General features: G+C 57.0%; 23 protein-coding genes and 1 pseudogene. 9 read left to right on the top strand and 15 right to left on the bottom strand.

Annotated elements, in window-relative coordinates; translation table 11 throughout:
* Window positions 1–496 precede the first annotated feature (496 nt).
* From metK to ruvX, 7 genes are all read left to right on the top strand, one after another.
* Entirely contained in the window at window positions 497–1,648 is a 1,152-nt protein-coding gene (gene metK / locus DDT56_RS08390) for a methionine adenosyltransferase (protein ID WP_136166005.1), read from the top strand.
* A gap of 91 nt (window positions 1,649–1,739) precedes the next feature.
* The gene (locus DDT56_RS08385) at window positions 1,740–2,252 is read left to right on the top strand and encodes a SprT family zinc-dependent metalloprotease (RefSeq protein ID WP_136166004.1); all 513 of its coding nucleotides are present in this window, start codon (window positions 1,740–1,742) and stop codon (window positions 2,250–2,252) included.
* A gap of 96 nt (window positions 2,253–2,348) precedes the next feature.
* Entirely contained in the window at window positions 2,349–3,047 is a 699-nt protein-coding gene (endA, locus tag DDT56_RS08380) for a deoxyribonuclease I (RefSeq protein WP_136166003.1), read from the top strand.
* Between the two features lie 119 nt (window positions 3,048–3,166).
* A complete protein-coding gene (gene rsmE / locus DDT56_RS08375) occupies window positions 3,167–3,901 on the top strand; it encodes a 16S rRNA (uracil(1498)-N(3))-methyltransferase (RefSeq protein WP_136166002.1) in 735 nt (244 codons plus the stop codon).
* Between the two features lie 12 nt (window positions 3,902–3,913).
* Window positions 3,914–4,873: a glutathione synthase gene (gene gshB, locus DDT56_RS08370; protein ID WP_136166001.1), complete on the top strand. Its 960-nt coding sequence runs from the start codon at window positions 3,914–3,916 to the stop codon at window positions 4,871–4,873.
* A gap of 102 nt (window positions 4,874–4,975) precedes the next feature.
* On the top strand, window positions 4,976–5,539 hold the full coding sequence (locus DDT56_RS08365) for a YqgE/AlgH family protein (protein ID WP_136166000.1): 564 nt from the start codon (window positions 4,976–4,978) through the stop codon (window positions 5,537–5,539).
* Window positions 5,539–5,961, top strand: coding sequence for a Holliday junction resolvase RuvX (ruvX, locus tag DDT56_RS08360; protein ID WP_136165999.1), 423 nt, complete (start codon window positions 5,539–5,541; stop codon window positions 5,959–5,961). The genes DDT56_RS08365 and ruvX overlap by 1 nt, the downstream gene beginning before the upstream one ends.
* 233 nt (window positions 5,962–6,194) lie before the next feature.
* Here the strand turns inward: ruvX and fbp are convergent, their stop codons facing one another.
* A complete protein-coding gene (fbp, locus tag DDT56_RS08355) occupies window positions 6,195–7,199 on the bottom strand; it encodes a class 1 fructose-bisphosphatase (RefSeq protein WP_136165998.1) in 1,005 nt (334 codons plus the stop codon).
* A 167-nt stretch (window positions 7,200–7,366) separates the two neighbouring features.
* Here fbp and mpl point away from each other — a divergent pair, with 167 nt between their 5' ends.
* Window positions 7,367–8,752, top strand: a complete 1,386-nt coding sequence (mpl, locus tag DDT56_RS08350) for a UDP-N-acetylmuramate:L-alanyl-gamma-D-glutamyl-meso-diaminopimelate ligase (RefSeq protein WP_136165997.1) — start codon at window positions 7,367–7,369, stop codon at window positions 8,750–8,752.
* A 43-nt stretch (window positions 8,753–8,795) separates the two neighbouring features.
* On the opposite strand, the gene DDT56_RS08345 is transcribed toward mpl, so the two are convergent.
* The 11 genes from DDT56_RS08345 to nnr all read right to left on the bottom strand — a co-directional run bounded on the left by DDT56_RS08345 (window position 8,796) and on the right by nnr (window position 21,295).
* Complete coding sequence (locus DDT56_RS08345) at window positions 8,796–10,094, bottom strand: adenylosuccinate synthase (protein ID WP_136165996.1); 1,299 nt, start codon at window positions 10,092–10,094, stop codon at window positions 8,796–8,798.
* Between the two features lie 99 nt (window positions 10,095–10,193).
* The gene (locus tag DDT56_RS08340) at window positions 10,194–10,394 is read right to left on the bottom strand and encodes a DUF2065 domain-containing protein (protein ID WP_009111325.1); all 201 of its coding nucleotides are present in this window, start codon (window positions 10,392–10,394) and stop codon (window positions 10,194–10,196) included.
* 133 nt (window positions 10,395–10,527) lie between these two features.
* On the bottom strand, window positions 10,528–11,517 hold the full coding sequence (gene hflC / locus DDT56_RS08335; RefSeq protein WP_136165995.1) for a protease modulator HflC: 990 nt from the start codon (window positions 11,515–11,517) through the stop codon (window positions 10,528–10,530).
* A gap of 3 nt (window positions 11,518–11,520) precedes the next feature.
* Window positions 11,521–12,789, bottom strand: a complete 1,269-nt coding sequence (gene hflK, locus DDT56_RS08330; protein WP_136165994.1) for an FtsH protease activity modulator HflK — start codon at window positions 12,787–12,789, stop codon at window positions 11,521–11,523.
* 91 nt (window positions 12,790–12,880) lie between these two features.
* On the bottom strand, window positions 12,881–14,161 hold the full coding sequence (gene hflX / locus DDT56_RS08325) for a ribosome rescue GTPase HflX (RefSeq protein WP_136165993.1): 1,281 nt from the start codon (window positions 14,159–14,161) through the stop codon (window positions 12,881–12,883).
* A gap of 92 nt (window positions 14,162–14,253) precedes the next feature.
* On the bottom strand, window positions 14,254–14,550 hold the full coding sequence (hfq, locus tag DDT56_RS08320; RefSeq protein WP_009111320.1) for an RNA chaperone Hfq: 297 nt from the start codon (window positions 14,548–14,550) through the stop codon (window positions 14,254–14,256).
* Window positions 14,551–14,664: 114 nt separating this feature from the next.
* Entirely contained in the window at window positions 14,665–15,606 is a 942-nt protein-coding gene (gene miaA / locus DDT56_RS08315) for a tRNA (adenosine(37)-N6)-dimethylallyltransferase MiaA (protein WP_136165992.1), read from the bottom strand.
* A complete protein-coding gene (gene mutL, locus DDT56_RS08310) occupies window positions 15,599–17,530 on the bottom strand; it encodes a DNA mismatch repair endonuclease MutL (protein WP_136165991.1) in 1,932 nt (643 codons plus the stop codon). Before mutL ends, miaA begins: the two co-directional genes overlap by 8 nt.
* A gap of 74 nt (window positions 17,531–17,604) precedes the next feature.
* Entirely contained in the window at window positions 17,605–19,290 is a 1,686-nt protein-coding gene (amiB, locus tag DDT56_RS08305) for an N-acetylmuramoyl-L-alanine amidase AmiB (RefSeq protein ID WP_136165990.1), read from the bottom strand.
* Entirely contained in the window at window positions 19,287–19,769 is a 483-nt protein-coding gene (gene tsaE / locus DDT56_RS08300; RefSeq protein WP_136165989.1) for a tRNA (adenosine(37)-N6)-threonylcarbamoyltransferase complex ATPase subunit type 1 TsaE, read from the bottom strand. The genes amiB and tsaE overlap by 4 nt, the downstream gene beginning before the upstream one ends.
* Entirely contained in the window at window positions 19,766–21,295 is a 1,530-nt protein-coding gene (gene nnr, locus DDT56_RS08295) for a bifunctional ADP-dependent NAD(P)H-hydrate dehydratase/NAD(P)H-hydrate epimerase (RefSeq protein ID WP_136165988.1), read from the bottom strand. Before nnr ends, tsaE begins: the two co-directional genes overlap by 4 nt.
* Before the next feature lie 144 nt (window positions 21,296–21,439).
* On the opposite strand from nnr, the gene queG reads away from it, so the two are divergent.
* Window positions 21,440–22,579, top strand: coding sequence for a tRNA epoxyqueuosine(34) reductase QueG (gene queG / locus DDT56_RS08290; protein ID WP_136165987.1), 1,140 nt, complete (start codon window positions 21,440–21,442; stop codon window positions 22,577–22,579).
* A 513-nt stretch (window positions 22,580–23,092) separates the two neighbouring features.
* Here the strand turns inward: queG and ahpF are convergent.
* From ahpF to DDT56_RS08275, 3 genes and pseudogenes are all read right to left on the bottom strand, one after another.
* Window positions 23,093–24,661 (bottom strand): alkyl hydroperoxide reductase subunit F, encoded by a 1,569-nt coding sequence (gene ahpF / locus DDT56_RS08285; protein WP_136165986.1) that lies wholly within the window; start codon window positions 24,659–24,661, stop codon window positions 23,093–23,095.
* A 72-nt stretch (window positions 24,662–24,733) separates the two neighbouring features.
* Window positions 24,734–25,297, bottom strand: coding sequence for an alkyl hydroperoxide reductase subunit C (gene ahpC, locus DDT56_RS08280; RefSeq protein ID WP_136165985.1), 564 nt, complete (start codon window positions 25,295–25,297; stop codon window positions 24,734–24,736).
* A 235-nt stretch (window positions 25,298–25,532) separates the two neighbouring features.
* Window positions 25,533–25,967, bottom strand: a pseudogene (locus DDT56_RS08275) (type II toxin-antitoxin system YhaV family toxin).
* Between the last annotated feature and the right edge of the window lie 23 nt (window positions 25,968–25,990).

The following is a 25,990-nucleotide window of genomic DNA, read 5'->3' as shown; positions in this document are numbered from 1 at the left end:
CAGAGGAGCGTCGCATGCGTCTGGCTCAGGAAATAAACGACGGGTTAGCCGGCCCTGGAGTCCTGCGTCGCATTCAGCGACAGGCAACTTCGGGCCAACGAAAAGAAGGGTTGAGCAGCTGACGCCATAGCGTCGAGAGAAAAGCGTTGCGAGCGCAACACACTCAGTAAACAACGGATCATCAATCCTATCACCTCCACGTGCGCCGCAAGGTCCGGGTATGCGGTCAGCCTTAATCAAACGGTTCAGTATATCACATCACGACCAACAAACCGCTCGCCGTTTATACCGGGATGACGATGGAAAAGCAAAATGAAAATATCCCGGCGGCCGACCTCCAGCAACCGGCAAGCTGACGGCGATGGACGGCTAAAACTAAAAACTGCTGGCAATGGGGCCAAAATGTGACCTAGAATAGCCATCCAGATGTTAATCCATCTATACCGATTCACTGATACACGGCTTAACGGCTTTGATTTGAAGGTAAAGAAAACTCATGGCTAAACACCTTTTTACGTCCGAGTCCGTCTCTGAAGGACATCCTGACAAAATTGCTGATCAGATTTCCGATGCGGTCCTTGACGCCATTCTGGAGCAAGATCCCAAGGCTCGTGTCGCTTGCGAGACTTACGTAAAAACCGGCATGGTGTTAGTCGGTGGTGAAATCACGACCAGCGCCTGGGTAGATATCGAAGAAATTACGCGCCGCACCATCCGCGATATTGGCTACGTTAATTCCGAAATGGGCTTTGACGCCAACTCCTGCGCCGTGCTGAGCGCCATCGGCAAGCAATCTCCCGATATCAACCAGGGCGTTGACCGTACCGACCCGCTGGAGCAGGGGGCGGGCGATCAGGGCCTGATGTTTGGCTACGCGACCAACGAAACCGATGTGCTGATGCCGGCGCCGATCACCTACGCCCACCGTCTGGTGCAGCGCCAGTCCGAAGTGCGTAAAAACGGTACGCTGCCGTGGCTGCGCCCGGACGCGAAAAGCCAGGTCACTTTCCTGTATGACGACGGCAAAATTGCCGGTATCGATGCCGTGGTGCTGTCCACCCAGCACTCGGAAGATATCGCTCAGCATGATCTGCATGAAGCGGTGATGGAAGAGATTATCAAACCGGTTCTTCCGGCCGAATGGCTTACCGCCGGCACCAAATTTTTCATCAACCCGACGGGTCGTTTCGTTATCGGCGGCCCGATGGGCGACTGCGGTCTGACCGGACGTAAAATCATTGTCGATACCTACGGCGGCGCGGCGCGTCACGGCGGCGGCGCGTTCTCCGGCAAGGATCCGTCAAAAGTCGACCGTTCCGCCGCTTACGCCGCGCGCTACGTGGCGAAAAACATCGTCGCCGCCGGTCTGGCCGAACGCTGCGAGATCCAGGTGTCCTACGCCATCGGCGTGGCTGAACCGACCTCCATCATGATCGAAACCTTCGGCACGGAAAAGATTTCAACCGAGCGGCTTACCCTGCTGGTGCGTGAATTCTTCGACCTGCGTCCGTACGGTCTTATCAAGATGCTGGATCTGCTGCACCCGATCTATCAGGATACCGCCGCTTACGGTCACTTCGGGCGCGAACATTTCCCGTGGGAAAAAACCGATAAGGTCGCGCAGCTGCGTGAAGCCGCCGGTTTGTAAGCGCAATACCGCATCGCTCCTCCCCCCTGACAAGGGGGAGACTGGGAGCGGGTCATTGCGCTTCGCCCCGCCCCGTTTTATGCTTCTCCGTATGAACACACCGAGAATTCCCATTGCCCATCACCAGGCGGTAATGCGCTGCCTGCGCGATAAGCTCCAGCTAGCCAATACGGCTTTGGACACCCATTATCCCGAACCCGCGGTCAACTATCAGCAACGCGGTTCCACCGCCGGCACCGCCTGGCTACAGCACTGGGAAATCCGCCTCAATCCTGTCCTCTTGCAGGAAAACCAGCAAACTTTTATTGATGAAGTCGTCCCGCACGAACTGGCGCATTTGCTGGTATTCGCCCGCTTCGGCAAAGTGGCGCCGCACGGCAAAGAGTGGCGTTGGATGATGGAAAATGTGTTACAGACGCCCGCCAGAAGAACGCATCGCTTTGCCGTGCAATCCGTGCAGGGTAAAACCTTCCCCTACCAATGCGATTGCCGGCAACATGAGTTAACCGTGCGCCGCCATAACCGCGTGCTGCGCGGCGAAACAGAATATCGCTGCCGGCAATGCGGCAGGACATTACGTTTTATCGTAACAAATTCTATTTAAAAGAAAATTCTCAGTTTAAAAACTGCTTTTTGCATTTGCCTGCCGCAGGCTCATCCGGTAGTCTGCCTGCTTTGTTGATTGTGGATTATTTGGAATATGCTACGCAAAACACTGATTATCGCCGCGGTCGGGCTGGGCCTGATTTCCGCCACCGCCTTTAGTCAAAACATTAATAATTTCTCGCAGGCAAAAGCGGCGGCGGTAGAGATAAATCAGGGCGCGCCGGGTTCGTTTTACTGCGGTTGCGACATCAAATGGCAGGGGAAAAAAGGCACCCCGGATCTCGCCTCCTGCGGCTATCAGGTAAGAAAAAGCGAACTGCGCGCCAACCGCATCGAGTGGGAGCACGTGGTTCCCGCCTGGCAGTTCGGCCACCAGCGCCAGTGCTGGCAAAATGGCGGCAGGAAAAACTGCAGCCGGGATCCGGTATACCGTGAAATGGAAATCGACCTGCATAACCTGCAACCCGCCATCGGCGAAGTCAACGGCGATCGCGGTAATTTCATGTATGGTCAATGGAACGGCGGAGAAGCGCAGTACGGCCAGTGCGAGATGAAAATCGATTTCAAAAACAAGCTGGCGGAACCGCCGGCCCGCGCCCGCGGCGCCATCGCCCGTACCTATTTTTATATGCGGGATCGCTACCAGCTGCGTTTATCCAGCCAGCAAACCCGATTGTTTGAGGTCTGGGACAAGCAATTCCCGGTAACGCAGTGGGAGTGCACCCGCGACCGGCGCATCGCCGCGAAACAGAGGAATCACAACCCTTACGTTCAACAGGCTTGCCAGCGATAGCCTGTCTACCTACTATAGCTATTCGTCCGTAAAACCACTGCCTGTGCGCGGTGGTTTGCCGCTATTGGCCCCGGCCGGTCCGATGCGGATTACTACATGATAAAGGTCACAACATCAGTATGCGAATCCCGCGCATTTTTCATCCCGAAACGCTGCCGCTCGCGGGCGGCGAAGTGGCACTGAGCGAAGATGCCGCCAACCACGTTGGGCGCGTTCTGCGTATGAGCAGCGGCCAACCGTTGCAATTATTCGACGGCAGTAATCACATCTTTGATGCTGAAATCGTGCTGGCGGATAAAAAAAATGTGCGCGTCCGCGTCGCTGAAGGTAAGTTGGAAGATAAAGAGTCGCCGTTACGCCTGCATCTTGGCCAGGTCATCTCCCGCGGCGAAAAAATGGAGTTCACCATTCAGAAATCCATTGAGCTGGGCGTGAACGTGATTACTCCCCTGCTTTCCGAACGCTGCGGGGTAAAATTGGACGGGGACCGTCTGGAAAAAAAACTCGTCCAGTGGCGAAAAATCGCCATCGCCGCCTGTGAACAATGCGGCCGCAACCGCCTGCCGCAAGTGCGCCCCGCCATGACGCTGGAAGCCTGGTGCGCCGAGCAGGATGCGGCGTTAAAACTCAACCTGCACCCGCGGGCGACGCAGAGCATTAATACCTTACCGTTGCCGGTAAATCAGATTCGGCTGCTGATCGGCCCGGAGGGAGGGCTTTCCGCCAGTGAAATTTCGATGACCTCAGAGTACGGATTTACCGATATCCTTTTGGGGCCGCGCGTATTGCGCACAGAAACTACCGCGCTCACCGCCATTACCGCCTTACAGGTACGTTTCGGCGATCTGGGGTAACAGGAGAACATAATGATCAAACTCGGTATCGTGATGGATCCTATCGACGCCATCAATATCAAGAAAGACACCAGCTTCGCCATGCTGCTGGAAGCGCAGCGCCGCGGCTGGGAACTGCATTATATGGAGATGAACGATCTCTATCTGCATGCCGGCGTGGCCCGCGCCGCCACCCGCCGTCTGAACGTTCAGTACGACTATGACGGCTGGTATGATTTCTCCGGCGATCAGGACATCGCGCTGGAGGAGCTGGATGTGATTCTGATGCGTAAAGATCCGCCATTCGATACGGAATTTATTTACGCCACCTATATCCTGGAGCGCGCGGAAGAGCAAGGCACGCTGATTGTCAATAAACCGCAGAGCCTGCGCGACTGCAACGAAAAGCTGTTCACCGCCTGGTTCCCGCATCTGACGCCCGATACCCTGGTGACCCGCAGCGCGGATAAGCTGCGCCAGTTCCACCAGAAACACGGCGACGTGATCCTCAAGCCGCTGGACGGCATGGGGGGCGCCTCGATTTTCCGCCTCAAGCAGGATGACGCCAACGTTTCCGTCATCATTGAAACGCTGACCGAGCATGGCAGCCGCTACTGCATGGCGCAAAATTATCTGCCGGCGATTAAAGAGGGCGACAAGCGCGTGCTGGTGGTGGACGGAGAACCGGTACCTTACTGTCTGGCCCGTATTCCCAAAAGCGGGGAGACGCGCGGCAACCTGGCCGCCGGAGGGCGGGGAGAAGCTCGTCCGCTGAGCGAAAGCGACTGGCAAATCGCCCGTGACGTGGCGCCGACGCTGAAGCGGAAAGGCCTGATTTTTGTTGGTCTGGATATCATTGGCGATCGTCTGACGGAAATCAACGTCACCAGTCCGACCTGCGTACGCGAGATCGAAGCGGCCTACCCGGATGTTTCCATCACCGGTATGCTGATGGATGCGATTGAAAAACGTCTGGCTGCGCGCAACAGCTGATGCGTGCCGGCGCCAGCTTCAGCCGGAACGCATAAACGTCCGGCTCGTCTTTGGTCGACGGGCCGATTATCAAACGCCGACAGAGATCGATAAAAACACATAATGAATTTACAGCATCACTTTCTCATTGCCATGCCCGCGCTCCAGGACCCGGTATTCAAACGTTCGGTGGTCTATATCTGCGAGCATAATGAAGACGGGGCCATGGGGCTGATCGTCAACAAGCCCATGGAACAGTTCACGGTGGAAAATGTGCTGAAAAAGCTGAAGATAGCGCCAACGCCGCGCGATCCGTCGATCCGCCTGGACAAGCCCGTTTTTGCCGGCGGCCCCCTGGCGGACGATCGTGGATTTATCCTGCATACGCCCCGTTCCGGTTTCGCCTCCAGCATCGGTATTTCAGCGGAGACCATGATCACCACGTCGCAAGACGTGCTGAAGACGTTGGGAACCGCGCAGCAGCCGGAAAACACCCTGGTGGCGCTGGGCTATTCCGCCTGGGATCAAGGCCAGTTGGAAAGCGAACTGCTGGACAACGCCTGGCTGACCACGCCGGCGGATAAAGAGATTCTGTTTCACACCCCGATTGCCGAACGCTGGCGCGCGGCGGCGAAAAAGCTCGGGGTGGATATCCACAATATCGCCGCCGAAGCAGGACACGCCTGATGGCGAGCCGCACCATTCTCGCCTTTGATTTCGGCACCAAAAGCATCGGCGTGGCTATCGGTCAGGAAATAACGCGCACCGCCCGTCCGCTGACGTCGTTCAAAGCGCAGGACGGCGTACCCGACTGGCAAAAAGTGGAAAAGCTGTTGTCCGAATGGCAACCGGCGCTGGTCGTCGTCGGGCTGCCGCTCAATATGGACGGCACCGAGCAGCCGCTGACCGCCAGAGCGCGAAAATTCGCCAATCGCCTGCACGGCCGTTTCGGCGTGCGGATCGAGCTGCATGATGAGCGGCTGAGCACGGTGGAAGCGCGCGCCGATCTGTTCGCACACGGCGGTTTCCGGGCGCTGGATAAAGGCAGCGTGGATGCCGCATCGGCGGTTATTATTCTGGAAAGCTGGTTTGAGGCGCAAAACCCCTAGCAATAGGGGCCGGCGGACGGCGGGAATTCATACGGTGTGCCTGTCGGCGCAGGCACACTGAAACAAAAAACTTCCGGGAGAAAAAACGCCTGGAGCGTTTTTTAACGCCGCTTGCGGCGGCCCGTCAGGGCGCCCTCCGTAAGTTTTTGACGTCGCGTTAGCGACGGCCCGAAAGGTGGCGGCCATGGAATGGCACGCCACAAAAAAACGCCGCCACTCAGGCGAAAGAGAGCTTACTCATCCGGGTACTCACGGATAAAACGCTCAACGTCACTCACCATCGATTCCGTTCCCACAAAGAAAGGCGAACGCTGGTGCAGCTTATCCGGGATAATATCCAGAATACGGTTTTCGCCGTCGCTGGCTTTACCGCCCGCCTGCTCCGCCAGAAACGCCATCGGATTGCATTCGTACAGCAGACGCAGTTTGCCTTGCGGGTAGCTCGCGGTGCTCGGATAGAGATAAATCCCGCCCTTCAACAGGTTGCGATGGAAGTCGGCGACCAGTGAACCGATATAGCGCGAGGTATAAGGGCGCAGCGTCGCTTCGTCCTGCTCCTGGCAGTACTTAATGTATTTCTTCACCCCCAGAGGAAATTTAATGTAATTCCCTTCGTTGATGGAGTACATATTCCCTTTTTCCGGGAAATGAACCTTTTCATGGGACAGGCAGAATACGCCCAGAGACGGATCGTAGGTAAAGGCATGCACGCCGTGACCGGTGGTATACACCAGCATGGTGGAAGATCCGTACACAATGTAGCCCGCCGCGACCTGCTTATTGCCCGGCTGCAGGAAGTCTTCTTCCGTTACCGAGACGCCCAAAGGGGTGGTACGTCGGTAAATGGAGAAGATGGTGCCAACGGATACGTTGACATCAATGTTGGAAGAGCCGTCCAGCGGGTCCATCAACACCACGTATTTGGCGTTTTCAGCCCGATCGCCTTCAAAAATGACAATCTCGTCCTCTTCTTCAGAGGCGATGCCGGCGACCTCGCCCCGCGCTTTTAACGCCGCTTTCAACTTCTCATTGGCGTACAGATCAAGCTTCATCTGTACTTCGCCCTGAATATTGGAAATGCCGCTGGCGCCTAAAATATCAACCAGACCCGCTTTGTTGATATCGCGGTGGATAATTTTGGCGCCCAGTTTAATCGCTGACAACAGCGCGGTAAGCTCACCGGTGGCATGAGAGAAATCGTGCTGTTTTTCGACGATAAATTCGCCTAACGTTTTCATAACACTATTCCAGAGTCTGCGGATGAAAAGCGGTTCATTGGTATACCGCCAACGTTTGCGCATGCAGTGTAGCCCAAAGAGAAAGTGAGTACCTAGTCAAATCCATTTCTTATGGCGGATTCATAGCGTTAGAATGTGCGCAATCACATTGTATAAATGGAAACTGTATGCGTATTCATATTTTAGGTATCTGCGGCACCTTTATGGGCGGCCTGGCGCTGCTGGCCCGTTCATTAGGACATCACGTAACAGGCTCAGATGCGAACGTTTATCCTCCCATGAGTACCTTACTGGAAGAACAGGGAATCACGCTGATTCAGGGTTACGACCCGGCTCAACTCGATCCCGCGCCCGACCTGGTTATCGTGGGCAATGCGATGACGCGCGGGAACCCCTGCGTCGAAGCCATGCTGGAACAGGGGCTGCCTTATGTCTCCGGCCCGCAATGGCTGCACGATGACGTCCTGCGCCATCGCTGGGTGATTGCGGTCGCCGGTACGCACGGCAAGACCACCACGGCGGGCATGGTTACCTGGATCCTGGAAGATTGCGGCTACCAGCCGGGGTTCGTGATTGGCGGCGTGCCGGGAAACTTTACCGTCTCGGCGCGTCTGGGCGCCAGCCCGTTTATGGTGGTCGAGGCCGACGAATATGACTGCGCCTTCTTTGATAAGCGTTCCAAGTTCGTTCACTACAGCCCCCGCACCCTTATTCTGAATAATCTGGAATTCGACCACGCCGATATTTTCGACGACCTGAAAGCCATCCAGAAACAGTTCCACCACCTGGTGCGTCTGGTTCCCGGCAGCGGGAAAATCATCCTGCCGGCCAACGATGTTCATCTAAAGCAGGTGATGGCGATGGGATGCTGGAGCGAGCAGGAGCTGGTCGGTGAAGACGGCGTGTGGAATGCGAAAAAAGCGACTACCGACGCCAGCGAATACCAGGTTTACCTGAACGGCGAACAGGTTGGCGAAGTGCATTGGGATCTGGTCGGCGAACACAATATGCACAACGGGCTGATGGCGATTGCCGCGGCGCACCACGTGGGCGTACTGCCTGCCGATGCCTGCCGCGCCCTGGGGGGATTCGTCAACGCCCGCCGCCGCCTCGAATTACGCGGCACCGAGCATGGCGTTAGCGTTTATGATGATTTCGCCCACCACCCTACCGCCATACTGGCGACGCTGGCCGCGCTGCGCAGCAAAGTCGGCGGGACGGCGCGCATTCTGGCGGTGCTTGAACCGCGCTCCAACACCATGAAGATGGGGATGTGCAAAAACGAACTCGCGCCGTCGCTGGGCCGCGCCGACGAGGTCTTTTTGTTCCAGCCGCAGCATATTCCCTGGCAGGTCGCCGAGGTGGCGGAAGCCTGCGTGCAGCCCGCGCACTGCAGCGCCGACGTCGATACGCTGGTGGAGATGATTGTGAAGACCGCACAGCCGGGCGATCACATTCTGGTCATGAGCAACGGGGGCTTCGGCAACATCCATAATAAACTGCTGGACGCATTGAAGAATAAAGCGCTGGCGGAAATCGCCGCGGTTAAATAGAGGGGCGGTAAAAAGGACGGGGTTACCCGCCCTTTGCAACTAATCAGGCATCAAACGGATCGCGCAGGATAATCGTTTCGCTGCGATCCGGACCGGTAGAGATAATATCCACCGGAACGCCGGTCAGTTCTTCTACGCGTTTGATATAGTTCAGCGCCGCCTGCGGCAATTTATCGCGCTGCTGCACGCCGAACGTGCTTTCGGACCAGCCAGGCAAGGTTTCATAGATCGGCTCGATGCCATCCCAGCCGTCGGCGGCCAGCGGGGTGGTATCCACTTCGCTGCCGTCCGGCATACGGTAGCCGACGCAGAGTTTGACTTCTTTCAAGCCGTCCAGCACGTCCAGCTTGGTCATACAGAACCCGGACAGCGAGTTGATCTGTACCGCCCGGCGAACGGCAACCGTGTCCAGCCAGCCGGTACGGCGGCGGCGGCCGGTGGTGGCGCCGAATTCGTTGCCTTTCTCGGTAAGGTAGTCGCCGACGTCATCAAACAGCTCGGTCGGGAACGGACCGGCGCCGACGCGGGTGGAATAGGCTTTGACGATACCCAGCACGTAATCAACGTAACGCGGGCCCAGGCCGGAACCTGTCGCCACGCCGCCGGCGGTGGTATTCGAAGAGGTCACATACGGATAGGTGCCGTGGTCGATATCCAGCAGCGTGCCCTGCGCCCCTTCAAACATCACAAATTCGCCGCGCTGATGCGCCTTGTACAGCAGGTCGGACACATCAACCACCATGCCGGTCAGGATGTCGGCGATCGCCAGCACGTCATCCAGCACTTTCTGATAGTCGACCGCTTCGACTTTGTAATAGTTAACCAGCTGGAAGTTATGGTATTCGACGATCTCTTTGAGCTTGACGGCAAAAGTTTGTTTATCAAACAGATCGCCGACGCGCAGCCCGCGGCGGGCGACTTTATCTTCATAAGCCGGACCGATGCCGCGCCCCGTCGTGCCGATGGCCTTCGCGCCGCGCGCTTTTTCACGCGCGTTATCCAACGCCACATGATAAGGAAGAATCAACGGGCAAGCTTCGGAAAGCAGCAAACGCTCGCGTACCGGGACGCCGCGCGCTTCAAGATCCGTCATTTCTTTCAACAATGCGTCAGGCGCCAGCACCACGCCGTTAGCGATGATGCTAACAACGTTTTCACGCAGAATGCCCGAGGGAATTAAATGAAGAACGGTTTTTTCACCGTTGATAACCAGAGTATGGCCAGCATTGTGGCCACCTTGGTAGCGCACGACATATTTAGCCCGTTCAGTCAGCAGGTCAACGACCTTACCTTTACCTTCGTCACCCCATTGGGTGCCCAGTACGACGACGTTCTTTCCCATCTCAAGAATCACCAGGTTGCTTAAAAAAGGATTCTAACATCTCATTTGCTCGTTTTCAGTACTTTTAGCACCGGTTTGCGCACATTTTTCCGCGCTATTTTAACCGCCCATGCGGCTACGCAACATATAGTAGACAACACATCCGGCAACCACTATTCCGCCGCCAAAACGTCGTAACGTGTTATCAGGCAACTGCGCCATCGCCAAAATCATCCGCCGCCAGATCCGGGGAAACAGCAAGGGACCCAGCCCTTCGATAATCAGCACCAGCCCCAGCGCCATCCACACGGTTGCGTTCATAAAAACTCCATAAAAAATCGCCGGGAGCGATTGTAAACGTCGCTTACGACGGCCCGAAGGGGGACGGGCAGGAAGCCCGTCATAAAAAAAGCCCGTACTTACGGGCTTTAGGCAAATTTGCTTCAGTCAGCGATTAATGACGGAGCGTCGTTTCCGGCGATTTCATATAGCGGAAGAAATCGCTGTCCGGGCTCAGCACCATCACGTCCTGATTAGAACTGAAGCTGCTTTCATAGGCGCGCAGGCTACGAATGAAAGAGTAGAAATCAGGATCTTCGCTGAAGGCCTGGGCAAACAGTTTCGCCGCTTCCGCATCGCCTTCACCACGGGAAATACGCCCCTGGCGCTCGGCTTCCGCCAGCGTACGGGTTACCTCGTAGTCGGCCGTCGCTTTTAACTTCTCGGCCTCTTCCTGACCCTGCGAACGGTGGCGACGCGCTACCGCTTCACGTTCCGCACGCATACGTTGGTAGATGGCGTCGGACACTTCGGTCGGCAGGTTAATCTGCTTGATGCGCACGTCGATGACTTCGATACCCAGCGCCGCCATACTGTTCGGGTTAACGTGCGGCTGAGCGCCGGTGGTTTCCTCCGCAACGCGGGCCGCGGCCGAAGCAATGGCGTTATCGGCTTCCGTGGTCTCGCCGGTACCGGTGTTCAAGGCGTCACGCACATCGGTCATCAGTTGGCCGCGCGAATCGGTAACGATGCCTTTTAAATCCAGACGGCCGATCTCGGAACGCAGACGGTCGCTGAATTTACGTTTCAACAGCACTTCCGCCTGAGAAACATCGCCGCCGCCGGTCGCCAGATAGTAACGACTGAAATCGCTGATGCGCCATTTGATATAGGAATCGATAATCAGGTCTTTCTGCTCTTTGGTAATAAAGCGGTCGGCCTGATTTTCCATGGTCTGAATACGGGCATCCAGCATCTTCACCGAGTCAATGAACGGGATCTTGAACTGTAATCCCGGGGCATAGATCAGCGGTTTGTTTTCATCATCGCGCAACACTTTGCCAAAACGCATCACGATGCCACGCTGGCCTTCCTGCACCACAAACAGTGACGCATAGACCACCACCAGTACCAGGATCAGGATAAATAGTAAGGGCTTACGCATTAATTATTCTCTCCCTACTCGAGTGAGGTCATCACGTTGCGCATTCGCTCTGCGCTGATCCATGATATTTCCATTGTTGCTGCTACGCGTCTGGCCAGTGCTCGCCCCGCTGTTGCCGGACGTGGCGGGCAAACGCAGCGGGTTGGCGCCGCTGTTGCCTGACGGCGTATTCTCGCCGCTGGCGGATGAACCGCCGCGCAGCATCTGATCCAGCGGCAGCACCATCAGGTTGCCGCCTTTGTCATTGACCAGCACTTTACGGGTATGGCTCAGTACGCGCTCCATGGTTTCGATATACAGACGTTCGCGCGTAATCTCGGGCGCGGCCTTGTATTCCGGCAACACCCTGGCGAAACGGGCCACTTCACCCTGCGCTTCCAGAACGGTACGGGTTTTGTAAGCGCGAGCCTCTTCCAGAATACGCTGCGCCTGACCGTTGGCGCGCGGCTGAACCTCGTTGGCATAGGCTTCCGCTTCACGAATATATTGCTGCTCGTTTTCACGGGCGGCAATGGCGTCGTCAAACGCGGCCTTGACCTCTTCCGGCGGACGCGCCGCCTGGAAGTTGACGTCCAGCAGGGTGATGCCCATATTGTAAGGACGCACCGTTTCCTCCAGCACGCGCTGGGTATCGGTACGCACGATGGTTCGGCCCTCGGTCAGGATCTTATCCATGGTGTACTTGCCGATCACGCCGCGCAATGCGCTGTCCGTCGCCTGACGCAGGCTGTCATCGGCGTTGGTTACGCTGAACAGGTAGCGTTCCGGTTCGGTTACGCGATACTGCACGTTCATTTCGACGCGCACCACGTTTTCGTCCGAGGTCAGCATCACGCCCGACGTCGCCAGTTCACGTACCGATTCCACGTTAACGGCCCTGACGGAGTCAATGAACGTCGGCTTCCAGTTCAGACCGGGTTCGACCTGATGGCTGAATTTACCAAAGCGCGTCACCACGCCGCGTTCCGCTTCTTTGATGGTATAGAAGCCGCTGGCCGCCCAGATGACAACCGCCGCGACCGCGACGATGCCGACAACCCGACCGCCCAGGCCGGAGCCGCCGGAAGTCCCGCCGTTGCCGGAGCCCGTACCTTTTCCTCCTCCCAGTTCGCTGAGTTTTTTACTCAGCTTGCGGAAGATATCGTCCAGATCCGGCGGCCCTTGCTCCCGACCGCCTTTATTATTATTTCCGCCAGAGTTGCCGCTATTGTTATTGCTGCTCCCCCACGGGTCGCGGTCCTGTCCGTTATTACCGGGCTGATTCCACGCCATGTTTTAGCTCCATTCTTTATGATAGATGTTCTTCAGGTTCAATATCCCAGAGTCCGTCAGACTATTTCGCCGTTCAGACCGTTTCTGCCAGTCAGACAACATAATCCGTCAGTTCCTGCTCTTGTTTACAGAGGCGGCGCCAGTCGGCAATCGGCATACGAATGGCTAAACCGATATGCCCGTCCTCTTCAATCCATTCTTTTTCTATTGCCTGAAGCTGATAAAAGCGGCTGCGCAAACGTCCGGCCTGAGGGGGAAGGCTCAATGAATATTGCGCAATTTCCCCGGATAGCCGTTCGGTCAACGCTTGAAATAGCAACGGAATACCTTCACCGCTCTGAGCTGAAAGCCACACTCTGACCGGTAAATTTTCTTCGTTGCGATCGATACGCGGCACGAAATCTTCCAGCATATCAATCTTGTTCATTACCAACAGCGCAGGAATTTCATCCGCCTCAATCTCCGCCAGCACCGTATTCACCGCGTCGATGTTCTCGTCAAGACGAGGATCGGCGGCGTCCACAACGTGCAACAGCAGAGAGGCCTGACGCGTCTCCTGTAACGTAGCCTTAAACGCAGCCACCAAATCGTGCGGCAACTGCCGGATAAAACCTACGGTATCCGCCAGCACCGTGTCACCGACATCATCCACCTCAATACGGCGCAATGTCGGATCCAGCGTGGCAAATAACTGATCGGCCGCATATACGCCGGCCGATGTTATCTTGTTAAACAGCGTGGATTTACCGGCGTTGGTATAGCCCACCAGCGAAACCGTCGGCACATCGGCGCGTACTCGCGCCCTGCGCCCCTGTTCGCGCTGTTTCTCCACCCGTTCGAGACGGGATAAAATCTGGCTGATGCGATTACGCAGCAGCCGGCGGTCGGTTTCAAGCTGGGTTTCCCCCGGGCCACGCAGACCGATGCCCCCTTTTTGCCGCTCAAGGTGCGTCCAGCCGCGAACCAACCGGGTGGCGAGATGGCGCAACTGCGCCAGCTCTACCTGTAATTTGCCTTCGTGGGTTCGCGCGCGCTGGGCGAAAATATCCAGGATCAACCCGGTGCGGTCAATCACCCGGCACTCGCATAAACGTTCCAGATTACGTTCCTGGGCGGGCGTCAACGCGTGATCGAACAGCACCACAAAAGCGTCGGTTTCTTTTACTGCCTGGGCAATTTCTTCGGCTTTGCCTTCGCCAACAAAATACTTGGGATGAGGTGCTTTACGGCTGCCGGTAATCACCTGCAACGACTCAATACCGGCAGAGGAAACCAGAGACTCAAACTCCAGCAGGTCTTCGGTATCTTTATCTTGCGAGAAGTAAATATGAACAAGTATGGCCCGTTCACCGGCTTCATAACGGTCAAACAAGCGAGTAACCTCTCAAACTAACAAAAAACACCGCGGCGGAGGGGATGAGCAATGCGTTCTTCACCCCCGCCGCGGTGAATTGACGATACGCTTTATTCAGCGTCATCACTTTCCTGCGGCTGTTGCTGACCCGCCGGATTACTACCATGGTAATTGCTGGCGCCTGGATTATTACTGTGATGAGACACCGGACGGGATGGAACCACTGTAGAAATGGCGTGCTTGTACACCATCTGGCTAACCGTATTTTTTAACAAAATGACAAACTGATCGAAGGACTCAATCTGACCCTGCAGCTTAATACCATTCACCAAATAAATCGAAACCGGAACACGTTCACGACGCAATGCGTTCAGGAACGGATCTTGCAAAGATTGCCCCTTAGCCATTCTATATTTTCCTTATTTGTATGTTGTTTGTAACAAAGAACCCACAGGGTTCTAAAATACCGATGTGAAAAATTTGTACGCTGAGACCTAGCCAATTGTACACAATCACTCAACCTATGCACTAACAACCTGTATTACCTTGTCTAACGCTTCCTGCGGCTTTTCGCTGTCCAGCCAATGGACATCGTCCCAACCGCGCAACCAGGTCATTTGTCGCTTGGCAAGCTGACGCGTCGCACAAACTCCCCGATAAACCATTTCATCATAATCAATTTCACCGGATAAATATGACCACATCTGGCGGTAACCGACACAACGAATGGAAGGCAAATCCCTATGCAAATCATTTCGGGCAAAAAGAACCCGGGCCTCCGCCTCAAAACCCGCCGCCAACATCTGGTGGAAACGCAGCTCGATGCGCTGATGCAGCAATTCGCGCGTCGCCGGAGCAATAGCGAACTGATGAACGCGATAAGGCAGCGTTTCTCCAGCCGTTTTTGTCAGTTCAGTTAAAGTGTTACCTGAAACGAAAAAAACTTCCAGTGCCCGCGAGAGTCTCTGCGGATCATTTGGATGAATCCGAGCCGCGGCAACCGGATCTATCTCACATAACCGGCGATGCATCGCCTCCCAGCCAACGGCCTCCGCCTGCTCTTCGATGCGTTGCCGAACCGCGGCGTCGGCCGGGGGCAGCGGGGATAATCCTTCCAGCAACGCCTTGAAATAGAGCATCGTCCCCCCCACCAACAGGGGAATGCGCCCGGCGGCGCTGATTTGCGCCATTTCCCGCAGCGCGTCCCGGCGAAAATCCGCCGCGGAATAGGCCTGCGCCGGGTCGAGAATATCGATCAGCCGATGCGGCGCCAGAGCCAGTTCTTGCGCGCTCGGTTTGGCGGTACCGATATCCATGCCCTTATAGATGAGGGCTGAATCAACGCTAATCAACTCCACCGGCAAATATTGACGCAATGCCATCGCCAGCGCCGTTTTTCCGGATGCCGTCGGCCCCATGATAAAAATAGCCGGCGGATAGGACGCCGTTGCAAAATCACTCATGCTGCAAAGCCCTGATGGCTGTATTGACGTCCATCGGATATAAAAGTTCAGCCGGAGGGTCTTTTACCAACCGCGGACAAAGCCGCTCCACATCCGTTAATAATTGTATCGCCTGGGAATGGCTCCAGTTTTGCTGTTCGCTGTTCAACCGGGCGGCCAACCATGCCGCCAGAACCTGCGGCTCTATCATTTTATAATCGGCCAGATAGCCTAACAGTTCAGAGATCAAGTTTTGTAAATTTTGTTGGCGTAATGGTAAAGGTACCGCCCGTAAGGTGGCGCGCTGCGATTCGACCAGAATATCGATGCCAAAAGTCGTCAACAGGGGCCGGTGTTTCGCCAGCACCGCCAGTTCGGATTTATTCAGCGTCAGGCGCTGGGGAATCAATAACGGCTGCGGACGCAGCCCGCTTTCCGGCGGCGTCAGCTGCACCTGTTTCAGGCAGCGCTCCGCCACGGATAAAGAGAGCAGCGCCAGCCCTTTGCGATATTCAAGCAGGGCATAGCAAGGCGGATAGACGGTTAAAACGCGGCCGAACCCGGTCGCATTGCTCTCCAGCGGCGATTCCGCAACGGCCGGCGATGTTTCTGGCTGCGCCGCCGGCGCACTCCGCCGCCCGGCCGCGGGTTCAGCCGGCGCAGGGATAGCGCCGCTCTCCGCCGCGCCGCGCCGGGATCCCTCTTCATTCAGATCAACCGGTCGCAACAGCTTCTGGTATAGCTCGCCCTGTTTCTTCTGATAGCCCTGTCCGGCGGGATAAGCCGGATGCGGCGTCTCACTGGCGCGGCCGGAACCCTGGGGGCGTTTAGCCGGCGGGGAGATGGCAGGCTGGGCAAAATGATTTTCACCGGCGGCGGTACGGTTTTCCTGCTGCCACTGCATGGGCTGTTCGCTTCCCGGCTCGGGCATCAACAGCCTTGGCGCGGATACCTGCTGCAATACCGTCATCACCGCCTGATAAATAAAATCATGCACCAGGCGCGCCTGATGAAAACGCACTTCATGCTTGGCGGGATGCACATTGACGTCAACCTGATGCGGATCGACCTCCAGATAGAGGACGTAAGCCGGTTGCTGCTCGTCTTTGAGCCGATCCTGATAGGCCTGGCGTATCGCATGGTTGATCAATCGATCGCGCATCATGCGTTGGTTAACGTAACAATATTGCATTTCGGGCAGTTGCTTCGCCCCGGAAGGATCGGCCACCCAGCCGTGAATGGTCAGGTCGTCATGCTGCCATGACACCGTCAGCGCATGCTGTAAAAAGGCGCTGCCGCAGATACTGCCCAGGCGACGTTCATGCTGCGAAGGTTCCGGCGCGGGCCGGTATTGGCGGATCAGCTTACCGTTGTGGCGCAGCGTAATGGCGACATCGAAACGCGCCAGGGCGATGCGCCGCACCACTTCATCGATATGCGCGAACTCGGTTTTCTCCGTGCGCATAAACTTTCGCCGCGCCGGCGTATTATAAAACAGATCCAGCACTTCCAGCGTGGTGCCGACGGGGTGTGCGGCAGGTTTGACCGTGACCGACATATCGCGCCCTTCGGCATAGGCCTGCCACGCTTCGGACTGCTGCGCGGTACGCGACGTCAGCGTCAGACGCGAGACGGAACTGATACTGGCCAGCGCTTCGCCGCGAAACCCCAGGCTGACAATGGCCTCCAGATCGTCGAGCGTGGCGATTTTACTGGTCGCATGACGCGCCAGCGCCAGCGTCAGTTCGTCCTTGCCGATACCCGCGCCGTTGTCGCGGATACGGATCAACTTGGCGCCGCCGCGCTCTATCTCAATATCAATGCGGGTCGCGCCGGCGTCCAGGCTGTTTTCCACCAGTTCCTTCACCACCGACGCAGGCCGTTCCACCACTTCTCCGGCGGCGATCTGATTAGCCAGTTGCGGCGGCAGAACCTGAATCGGCATGGTCTATCCCTCTTACAGCATCACAATAAACAGCACGATAATAATAAAAAACGCGCCCGGAAAAATCAGCCCGCTCAGGCGGAAGGAATAATCAACGTCTGGCCCAGCTGTACGTTGCCCGAGTTCATATCGTTCGCCCGCTGAATCTCTTTCATGCTGACGCCATAACGGGCGGCGATGGCGCTCAGGCTATCACCCCGCACAACTTTATGCCTGACGGGCGCCGCTTTTTTCGTATCGGCGACCGCGGTCGTCGCTTTGCTTGCCGTTGCCGGGATGTTCAGACGCTGTCCGACCCAGACGATATCTTTGTTCAGCTTATTAATGCTGCGGATCGCCGCCATGCTGACGCCATAGCGCGTCGCAATGGCCGACAGCGTTTCGCCTCGCGCCACCGTATGGCGGATACTGCCGCCGCTGTTCTTGCCGGTCGCAGCGTTGGAGGAACCGGTCGCGGCAGCGCTATTTGTCGCCGCCAGCGCCGGGCGGCCTTCCTGCTTTGGGGCGGCTTGCAACGGATGCGTCAGGAAATAATTGCGCAATCCCTGATAAATCGCGGTGGCGATTTTTTGCTGATAGGCGCTGCTTCCCAACAGGCGTTCTTCCCCCGCGTTGCTGATAAACCCGGTTTCCACCAGCAGCGAAGGGATATCCGGCGAGCGCAGCACGCCCAGACTGGCGTGTTCCGGACGGCGTTTATGTAATCCGCCGACGCGCTGCAGTTCGCCCAATACTTTGGTCGCGACGTCATAGCCGACGCGCTGCGAGTGTCCGAACTGCAGATCCAGCACCGCCTGGCTTAAATAGGGGTCGGCATTGCTGTTGGCCAGCAAATCGCCGGCGCCGCCCAGCAGCTCGGACTGCTTCTCATGTTGTTCCAGCCAGTTCGCCATTTCGCTGTTCGCCCGGCGATTGGACAGCACCCACACCGAAGCTCCGGTAGCGCTGCGATTCGGCGCGGCATCCGCATGGATGGAGACCAGAATATTGGCGCCGTGTTTACGCGCGACGTCCGAGCGCCCCATCACCGAGACAAAATAATCCCCGTCGCGGGTCAGCACCGGCTTGAAAGCGGGATCGGCGTTCAGCAAGGTTTGCAGCTTACGCGCAATGGCGATGGTGACGTTCTTTTCGCGCAGCCCGTTCTGACCGATGGCGCCGGGATCCTGTCCGCCATGTCCGGCGTCAATGGCCACCACCACCCGCTCGTTGCCGGCGGCGGCGGCGGCGCGCGCCGGCGCTCTGGCCGAGGCATTGCTGTTCACCACCACAGTCGGTTTATTATTGAACGGGTTTTTCACCGGTTCGGATTTTACCGGACGCGACTGGCCGGGCGCGGTCGGCGTGCTTTTCTGCGCCGCCGCTCTGGGCTTGTCGCCCGTAACCGTAAAGACCACCTTATGGCCGGAGCCGTCTTGCCGCGTGACCGCCTTGGTTCTGGCGGGCTGCGTCAGGTCGAGCACCAAACGGATGCTTTGCGCATCCTGCGCGTTGCTGGTGCGAATGCGTTTGATCAGATTTTGCCCGCTGAAATCCAGCGGCAATCCCTGGATCAGCGCCGTCTGGCGAATATCAATCACCACTCGCTCAGGATTATTGAGCGGAAAGAAAGCATAAATAGGCTGACCGCTAAAGCTCAGGCTTACCGTTGCCTGGCCGGAACCGTTACTCACCTGAATATCCGACAGGTTGGCGGCCCAGCCTGGCCCCGCCGCTATCAGCCACGCGCATACCAACAGTTTGATCATCCGACTTATCATGGTGCTTCTATCCCCAGCTGACCGGCCAAGCGCCGCAGGATCGCCTCTCCCTGCGCGGAGAGCGCCGAGAGTTCGGCTTGTCTGCCCGCTTGCTGATAATGCAAATGCAGTTCAAGATCGGCGGAGGGTAATACGCCGGCGCCCTGCTGCGGCCATTCAATCAGACAGATGGCATCCTGAACCAGATAATCGCGAATGCCCATAAATTCCAGTTCTTCAGGGTCGGCAAGCCGATAAAGATCGAAATGGTATACCGCCAGCGGCGATAACGCATAAGGCTCGACCAGGGTATAGGTCGGGCTCTTGACGTTTCCCTGATGCCCCAACGCCTGCACAAAGCCGCGGCTGAATGTGGTTTTTCCCGCTCCGAGCTCGCCATATAAATGCACGACGCAGGCGCTTTCACAGGCCTTAGCCAGCGCCGCGCCCAACGCGATGGTTGCTGCCTCGTCCGGCAGGGGTAACACGATTTTTTTCATTCTGTCTTTTCTAAGGGTATCCGTTCGGGATTGACATATTGAGACAACGCCGGCAGCAGATCGGTTGCCAGCATACCACGAGTTCCTCGCTGCGCGGCCAGTTCGTCCGCCGCCGCGCCGTGCGCCACGCATCCCGCGCAGGCGGCATCATACGGCGATAGCTTTTGCGCCAGCAAAGCGCCGATAATGCCGGACAGCACGTCGCCCATGCCCCCTGTCGCCATACCGGGGTTTCCCACATCGGCAATGGCCAGTTGGTCCTGCTCGCCGGCGACCACCGTGCCCGCGCCTTTTAAAACCACGACGCCGCCATAGCGTTTTACCAGTTTTTGCGCCGCAAGTAAGCGATCGCTTTCAATATCAGACACCCGGCAATGCAATAAACGAGCCGCCTCGCCAGGATGCGGCGTCAACACGCGATTCTGCCGTTTATGCGGATTGATTGCCAGCAGGTTAAGCGCGTCCGCATCCCATAACATGGGTTTGTTACAATTTTCCGCCAGCCGCAGCGCGTTTTTCCCCCACTCGCCCTGCCCCAGACCGGGACCGATCACCACCACATCCGCCCATTCCAGCCCCTGTTTCAGGGTATCCGCGCTCAGTTCCTGCACCATCAGTTCGGGACGATGCGTCAGCAATGCCGCCAGATAGAGTTTGTGAGTAAGCACTCGCACTAAACCGGCGCCGCTGCGCAAGGCGGCTTCCCCCGCCATAAACACCGCGCCGCCGGTGCCGTAATCGCCGCCCACGATCAGCAAGCGGCCGTTATCGCCTTTGTGCGCGCCGGGACGCCGCGGTTTTAGCCATTCGGTAAGCAACGCCGCGGACAGCCGCCGTATGGGCGCCTCCTGTCCGGCCAGCCAGTCAGTCACCCCCAGGGCGCTATAGTGTAACCGCCCCACGAAATCGCGTGCGCTTCCGGTTAACAGCCCCGGCTTCAGCGCGATAAAGGTCACCGTGTGCGCCGCATAAACGGCGTTGCCGGCACATTGCCCGGTTTCAGCATTTAAGCCGGAGGGAACATCAATGGATACCACCGGGGCGGAATGCGCGTTGGCCCGGGCAATCAGCGCGTCATAGGGCGGACGCGGCGCGCTGGCCAGACCGGTGCCCAGCAGTCCGTCAACGATCAGATCGACGTCATCAGGCCAGGGCGCGTCGGCATCCAGAATCGCGCCCCCCTGCTCCAGCCAGGACCGGCGGGCGGCGGAAGCCTCCTCCGGCAACGCGCGGCTTCCCTGACAGGCGATAACATAAGGGGTGATGCCCGCCGCCAGCGCCTGACTGGCGACCACATAGCCATCGCCGCCGTTGTTGCCATGGCCCGCCAGTATCAGCCAACGCCGGGCGGACGGATAATAGCGGCGCGCGACCTGAAAAGCGGCCTCGCCCGCGCGCAGCATCAGTTCATGTAATGAAACCCCGAGCTCGCGGGCGGCGTTTACCTCTTCACGGCGTACCCACTCCGCCCGGAATACCGAATGTGGAAGAGAAAAGTCATATCCCCGCGTTTTGCCGTCAGCCATCACGCCCCCTTATGGTTTCCCGAATGCTCCCAACTTAGCAAGCTATAGCGGTAACCGCCAGAGTTCGCTCCATTTACCGCGCATTCGGCCACTAAAGAGGAATGTGGTAAAATAGCCCGCTCTTTATTCCTTTTACGGCTGGTCATGGCATACCCCTACGATCTCGGTGAATTGGCACAACTTATCAAGCAATGGGGGCTATCGCTGGGCTTCCAGCAGGTCGGTATCTGCGACACGGATTTATCCGCCGAGGAACCCAGGCTACAGGCCTGGCTGGACAAGCAGTATCACGGTGAAATGGCCTGGATGGCGCGTCACGGCATGTTGCGCGCCCGCCCGCATGAACTGTTGCCCGGCACGCTGCGGGTTATCAGCGTGCGCATGAATTATCTGCCCGCCAAAGCGGCATTCGCCAGCACGCTGAAAAACCCGCAACTGGGGTACGTCAGCCGCTATGCCCTGGGACGCGATTATCACAAGCTGCTGCGCCAGCGCCTGAAAAAACTCGGCGAGCGGATTCAGGACTACTGCGGCGAACTGAATTTTCGTCCCTTCGTTGACTCAGCGCCGATAATGGAACGCCCGCTGGCGGCCAAAGCCGGCCTTGGATGGGTTGGTAAACACTCACTTCTATTAAACCGGGAGTCAGGCTCCTGGTTCTTTCTCGGCGAGCTGCTGATCGATTTGCCGCTGCCCGTCGACCAGCCGCAGCAAGAGCAGTGCGGCCGCTGCGTCGCCTGTATCACCACCTGCCCTACCGGCGCGATTGTTGAACCTTATACGGTTGACGCCCGGCGCTGTATTTCCTATCTGACGATAGAGCTTGAAGGCCCGATCCCTGAAGCGTTCCGTCCGTTAATAGGGAATCGCATCTACGGCTGTGATGACTGCCAGCTGATTTGCCCGTGGAACCGTTTCTCACAGTTGACCGACGAAACGGACTTCAGCCCGCGGGCGGCGCTCCATGCCCCGGAACTGCTGGAGCTATTCCAGTGGAGCGAAGAAAAATTTCTGCGAATTACCGAGGGGTCCGCCATTCGCCGCATCGGCCATCTGCGCTGGCTGCGCAATATCGCGGTGGCGCTGGGAAACGCCCCTTATCAGGACCGCATCGTGCTGACGCTGCAAACCCGGCTGGGGGAAAACGATCTGCTGGACGAACATATCCACTGGGCCATTGAACAACAAAGGATAGGCCGCGCATCACAGGGGATCGAGGTGCAATCCGCGCGCAAAAAGAGGCTGATTCGCGCGGTGGAGAAAGGCTTGCCGCGTGACGCCTGAGCCGTGGCGATCCGCTGTCATCAATTTGTCGCACCAGCTGTGGATAAATATAAAAACTCTTTGACAATCAACTGTCACAAAAAGTACAAGTGATCCTGATAACGTTTTATAAGTAATTTTTATCTATAGATATCAATAAAATAAAAAACAGAGCGCTGATAACGAGATAAGAGTGCGGGGAGAACGTCCACAGACGACCTGTGGATAAGTCTGTTCAAAACATTATGATTTTTTATGTGGATTAATAACAAGAGAATAGTAACGAGCCGGAAAAACAGGCTGGCGGGAAGCCAATAAACCTTAACGCTTCAACTGCGCCGACTTATCCGCATCCACGCGAAAAGTGGACGGCATTATGGAGTTGTTATCGCTCCTTGGCAAGCCCCCACGGCTTATTTTTTCCAACGGGAAACGCCAAAAAACCCATTGCGCGATGCGGAATGGGCCAGACAGGGTAAACACCAAGGGGATTGTGATAATAAACCCGCCGGCAGGCTATGCCGGCGTGGTCAATCACTCGGCGGGCTGCGTTCTGATCAGATAATCAAACGCGCTTAGCGAGGCTTTCGCCCCTTCGCCGGTGGCGATGATGATCTGTTTGTACGGCACGGTGGTGCAGTCGCCGGCGGCAAATACGCCTTTGACGCTGGTTTCGCACTTGGCGTCGATTTCAATTTCACCGATCCGGTTACGGGCGACCGTACCTTCCAGCCAGTTGGTGTTGGGCAGCAGGCCGATCTGCACGAAGATCCCTTCCAGCGGCAGTTGGTGCTGCGTATCGCTGACGCGATCCTTATAGGCCAGCCCGGTGACTTTCTGTCCGTCGCCTTGCACTTCCGTGGTCTGCGCGTTAACGATAATGTCGACGTTCGGCAGGCTGCGCAATTTGTCCTGCAATACGGAGTCCGCCTTCAGCTCCGGCGCGAACTCCAGCAGGGTAACGTGCTTCACCACCCCGGCCAGATCGATCGCCGCTTCCACGCCGGAGTTGCCGCCGCCGATCACCGCCACGTGCTTGCCTTTAAACAGCGGGCCGTCGCAGTGCGGACAGTACGTCACCCCGCGGGTACGGTACCGATCTTCGCCAGGCACGTTCATGTTTCTCCAGCGGGCGCCGGTGGCAATGATGACGCTGCGGGACTTCAGTACCGCGCCGGACACGGTCACCACCTGATGCGCCGCCCCCGCTTGGCCGCCGGGGATCAAGGCTTCAACGCTCTGCGCGTCAATCACATCCACATCGTAGTCATCAACGTGGCTTTTCAGCGCGGTCGCCAGCTTGGCCCCTTCCGTTTTCGGTACGGAAATGTAGTTTTCAATGTCCACGGTATCCAATATCTGGCCGCCGAAACGTTCGCCGATCAGGCCGGTACGGATGCCTTTACGGGCGGCATAGACCGCCGCCGCCGCGCCTGCCGGGCCGCTGCCGACGATCAGCACGTCGTACACCGGGCGCTGATTCAGTTTTTCAACCTGCTTAGCGCCCGCGCCGGTATCGATTTTGGTCACGATTTCGCCGAGGCTCATGCGCCCCTGGCTGAAGTGCTCGCCGTTGAGGAACACGGTCGGCACGCCCATCACGTTGCGGCTCTGGATCTCATCCTGAAACACGCCGCCGTCGATGGCGGTATGGGTAATATTGGGATTCAGCACCGCCATCAAATTCAGCGCCTGCACCACGTCCGGACAGTTGTGACAGGAGAGCGAATAATAGGTTTCGAAATGGAACGATCCGTCAAGATTGCGGATCTGGTCGAGCAACTCCTGCGCTTCTTTCGACGGATGACCGCCCACCTGCAACAGCGCCAGAATCAGCGAGGTGAACTCATGGCCCATCGGGGCGCCGGCAAAACGCGGGCCGCTCTGTGAACCTGGGTTGGTAATCAGAAAGGAGGGTTTACGCACTGCCAGGTCATTCTGTTCAGAGAAACTAACCTGTTCAGATAATCCTGCGATTTCCGTCAGTAATTCCCTGACCTCCAGAGATTTGGCCGAGTCATCCAGAGTCGCAATTAACTCAACAGGTTTGGTTAATTTTTCCAGGTAAGCTTTTAACTGGACTTTCATTGTATTGTCGAGCATCGATTATCCTCAGTGCAAAAAATCGGGTGCCGAGCACCCGATAAAAACATCACTATCTCTGCGGGGTCCGGGTTAGATTTTACCGACCAGGTCCAGAGACGGCGCCAGCGTCGCTTCACCCTCTTTCCATTTGGCTGGGCAGACTTCACCCGGGTGGGACGCCACATACTGAGCGGCTTTCACTTTGCGCAGCAGGTCGGAAGCGTCACGACCGATGCCTTCAGCAGTGATTTCCACCGCCTGAATGATGCCCTGCGGGTCAACGATAAAGGTACCGCGATCGGCCAGGCCTTCCGTTTCACGCAGGTTTTCAAAGTTGCGGGTCAGCTGCCCGGTCGGGTCGCCGATCATGGTGTATTTGATTTTGCCGATGGTTTCAGAGGTGCTGTGCCAGGCTTTGTGCGTAAAATGGGTATCGGTGGACACCGAGTAGATTTCAACGCCGCGCTGCTGGAATTCATCGTAGTAATCGGCAACGTCGCCCAGTTCGGTCGGGCAGACGAAAGTAAAGTCAGCCGGATAGAAGAAGAACACGCTCCATTTGCCTTCGATATCTTTCTCAGTGACTTCAATGAATTCACCATCTTTGAAGGCCGTGTTTTTGAATGGTTTAACTTTGGTATTGATTACTGACATCACTGTATCCTCATGTGTGTTGGTATGGGAGTAAAGTACATAATTGTGACGGTCATCACCAATCTGTTGTCGTTATCGAATCGATAAGTAATACCTTACTTGGCGATAGGCGGAAGCTCTGTACCGCTTCAACATCAGTGCGACCCAAGATAACGATGAAAAAATCCGCATACGGCTCCACAGAAACATCGAATGTTTATTGAAGAAGATTCGTCCTACTACGTGGATTGAACGGTTACTCGAGTTTGTTCCAATCCTGCCGGCTGGCAGTCACCAATACACTCCAGTCGTCCGGCGGATTTCCGCGCCCGAGCATCTTCTCAAACACCGCATACGGATCGGATTTGCTGCCCGACGATCATAGCGTCTGCTCATCGTTGACCCAGGCGTAGACAATCACCTTTGCCTTGGAGTCGTAGCGGAAGAACAGCCGGAACCGCCTCCCAATCTTGGCCCGCCGCCAATGACGATAATCCGGCCCCAAGGTATTGCCTTGACGGTACTCGTCGCGCGCCGGATCGCCCGGAACAACTTCAAGCATCAGTTGGCTTAGGGCGCGGAACAGTTTTACGTTGGCATTGGACGCGAATCCTGCGGGGTCATTCTGCTCCGCGCGCTGCGCGGCGGCGTGCAGTTTCTGCAACTGTTCGATCACACAGTCATGGAACAACAAAGTCCAACCGTGCCGCTGCA

Origin of the sequence: Brenneria corticis (genome assembly GCF_003115855.1) — a bacterium.
Classification (GTDB): Bacteria; Pseudomonadota; Gammaproteobacteria; order Enterobacterales; family Enterobacteriaceae; genus Brenneria; species Brenneria corticis.
Note: the sequence above shows the minus strand (reverse complement) of the source record. Positions and strands in the feature narration are given on the sequence as shown.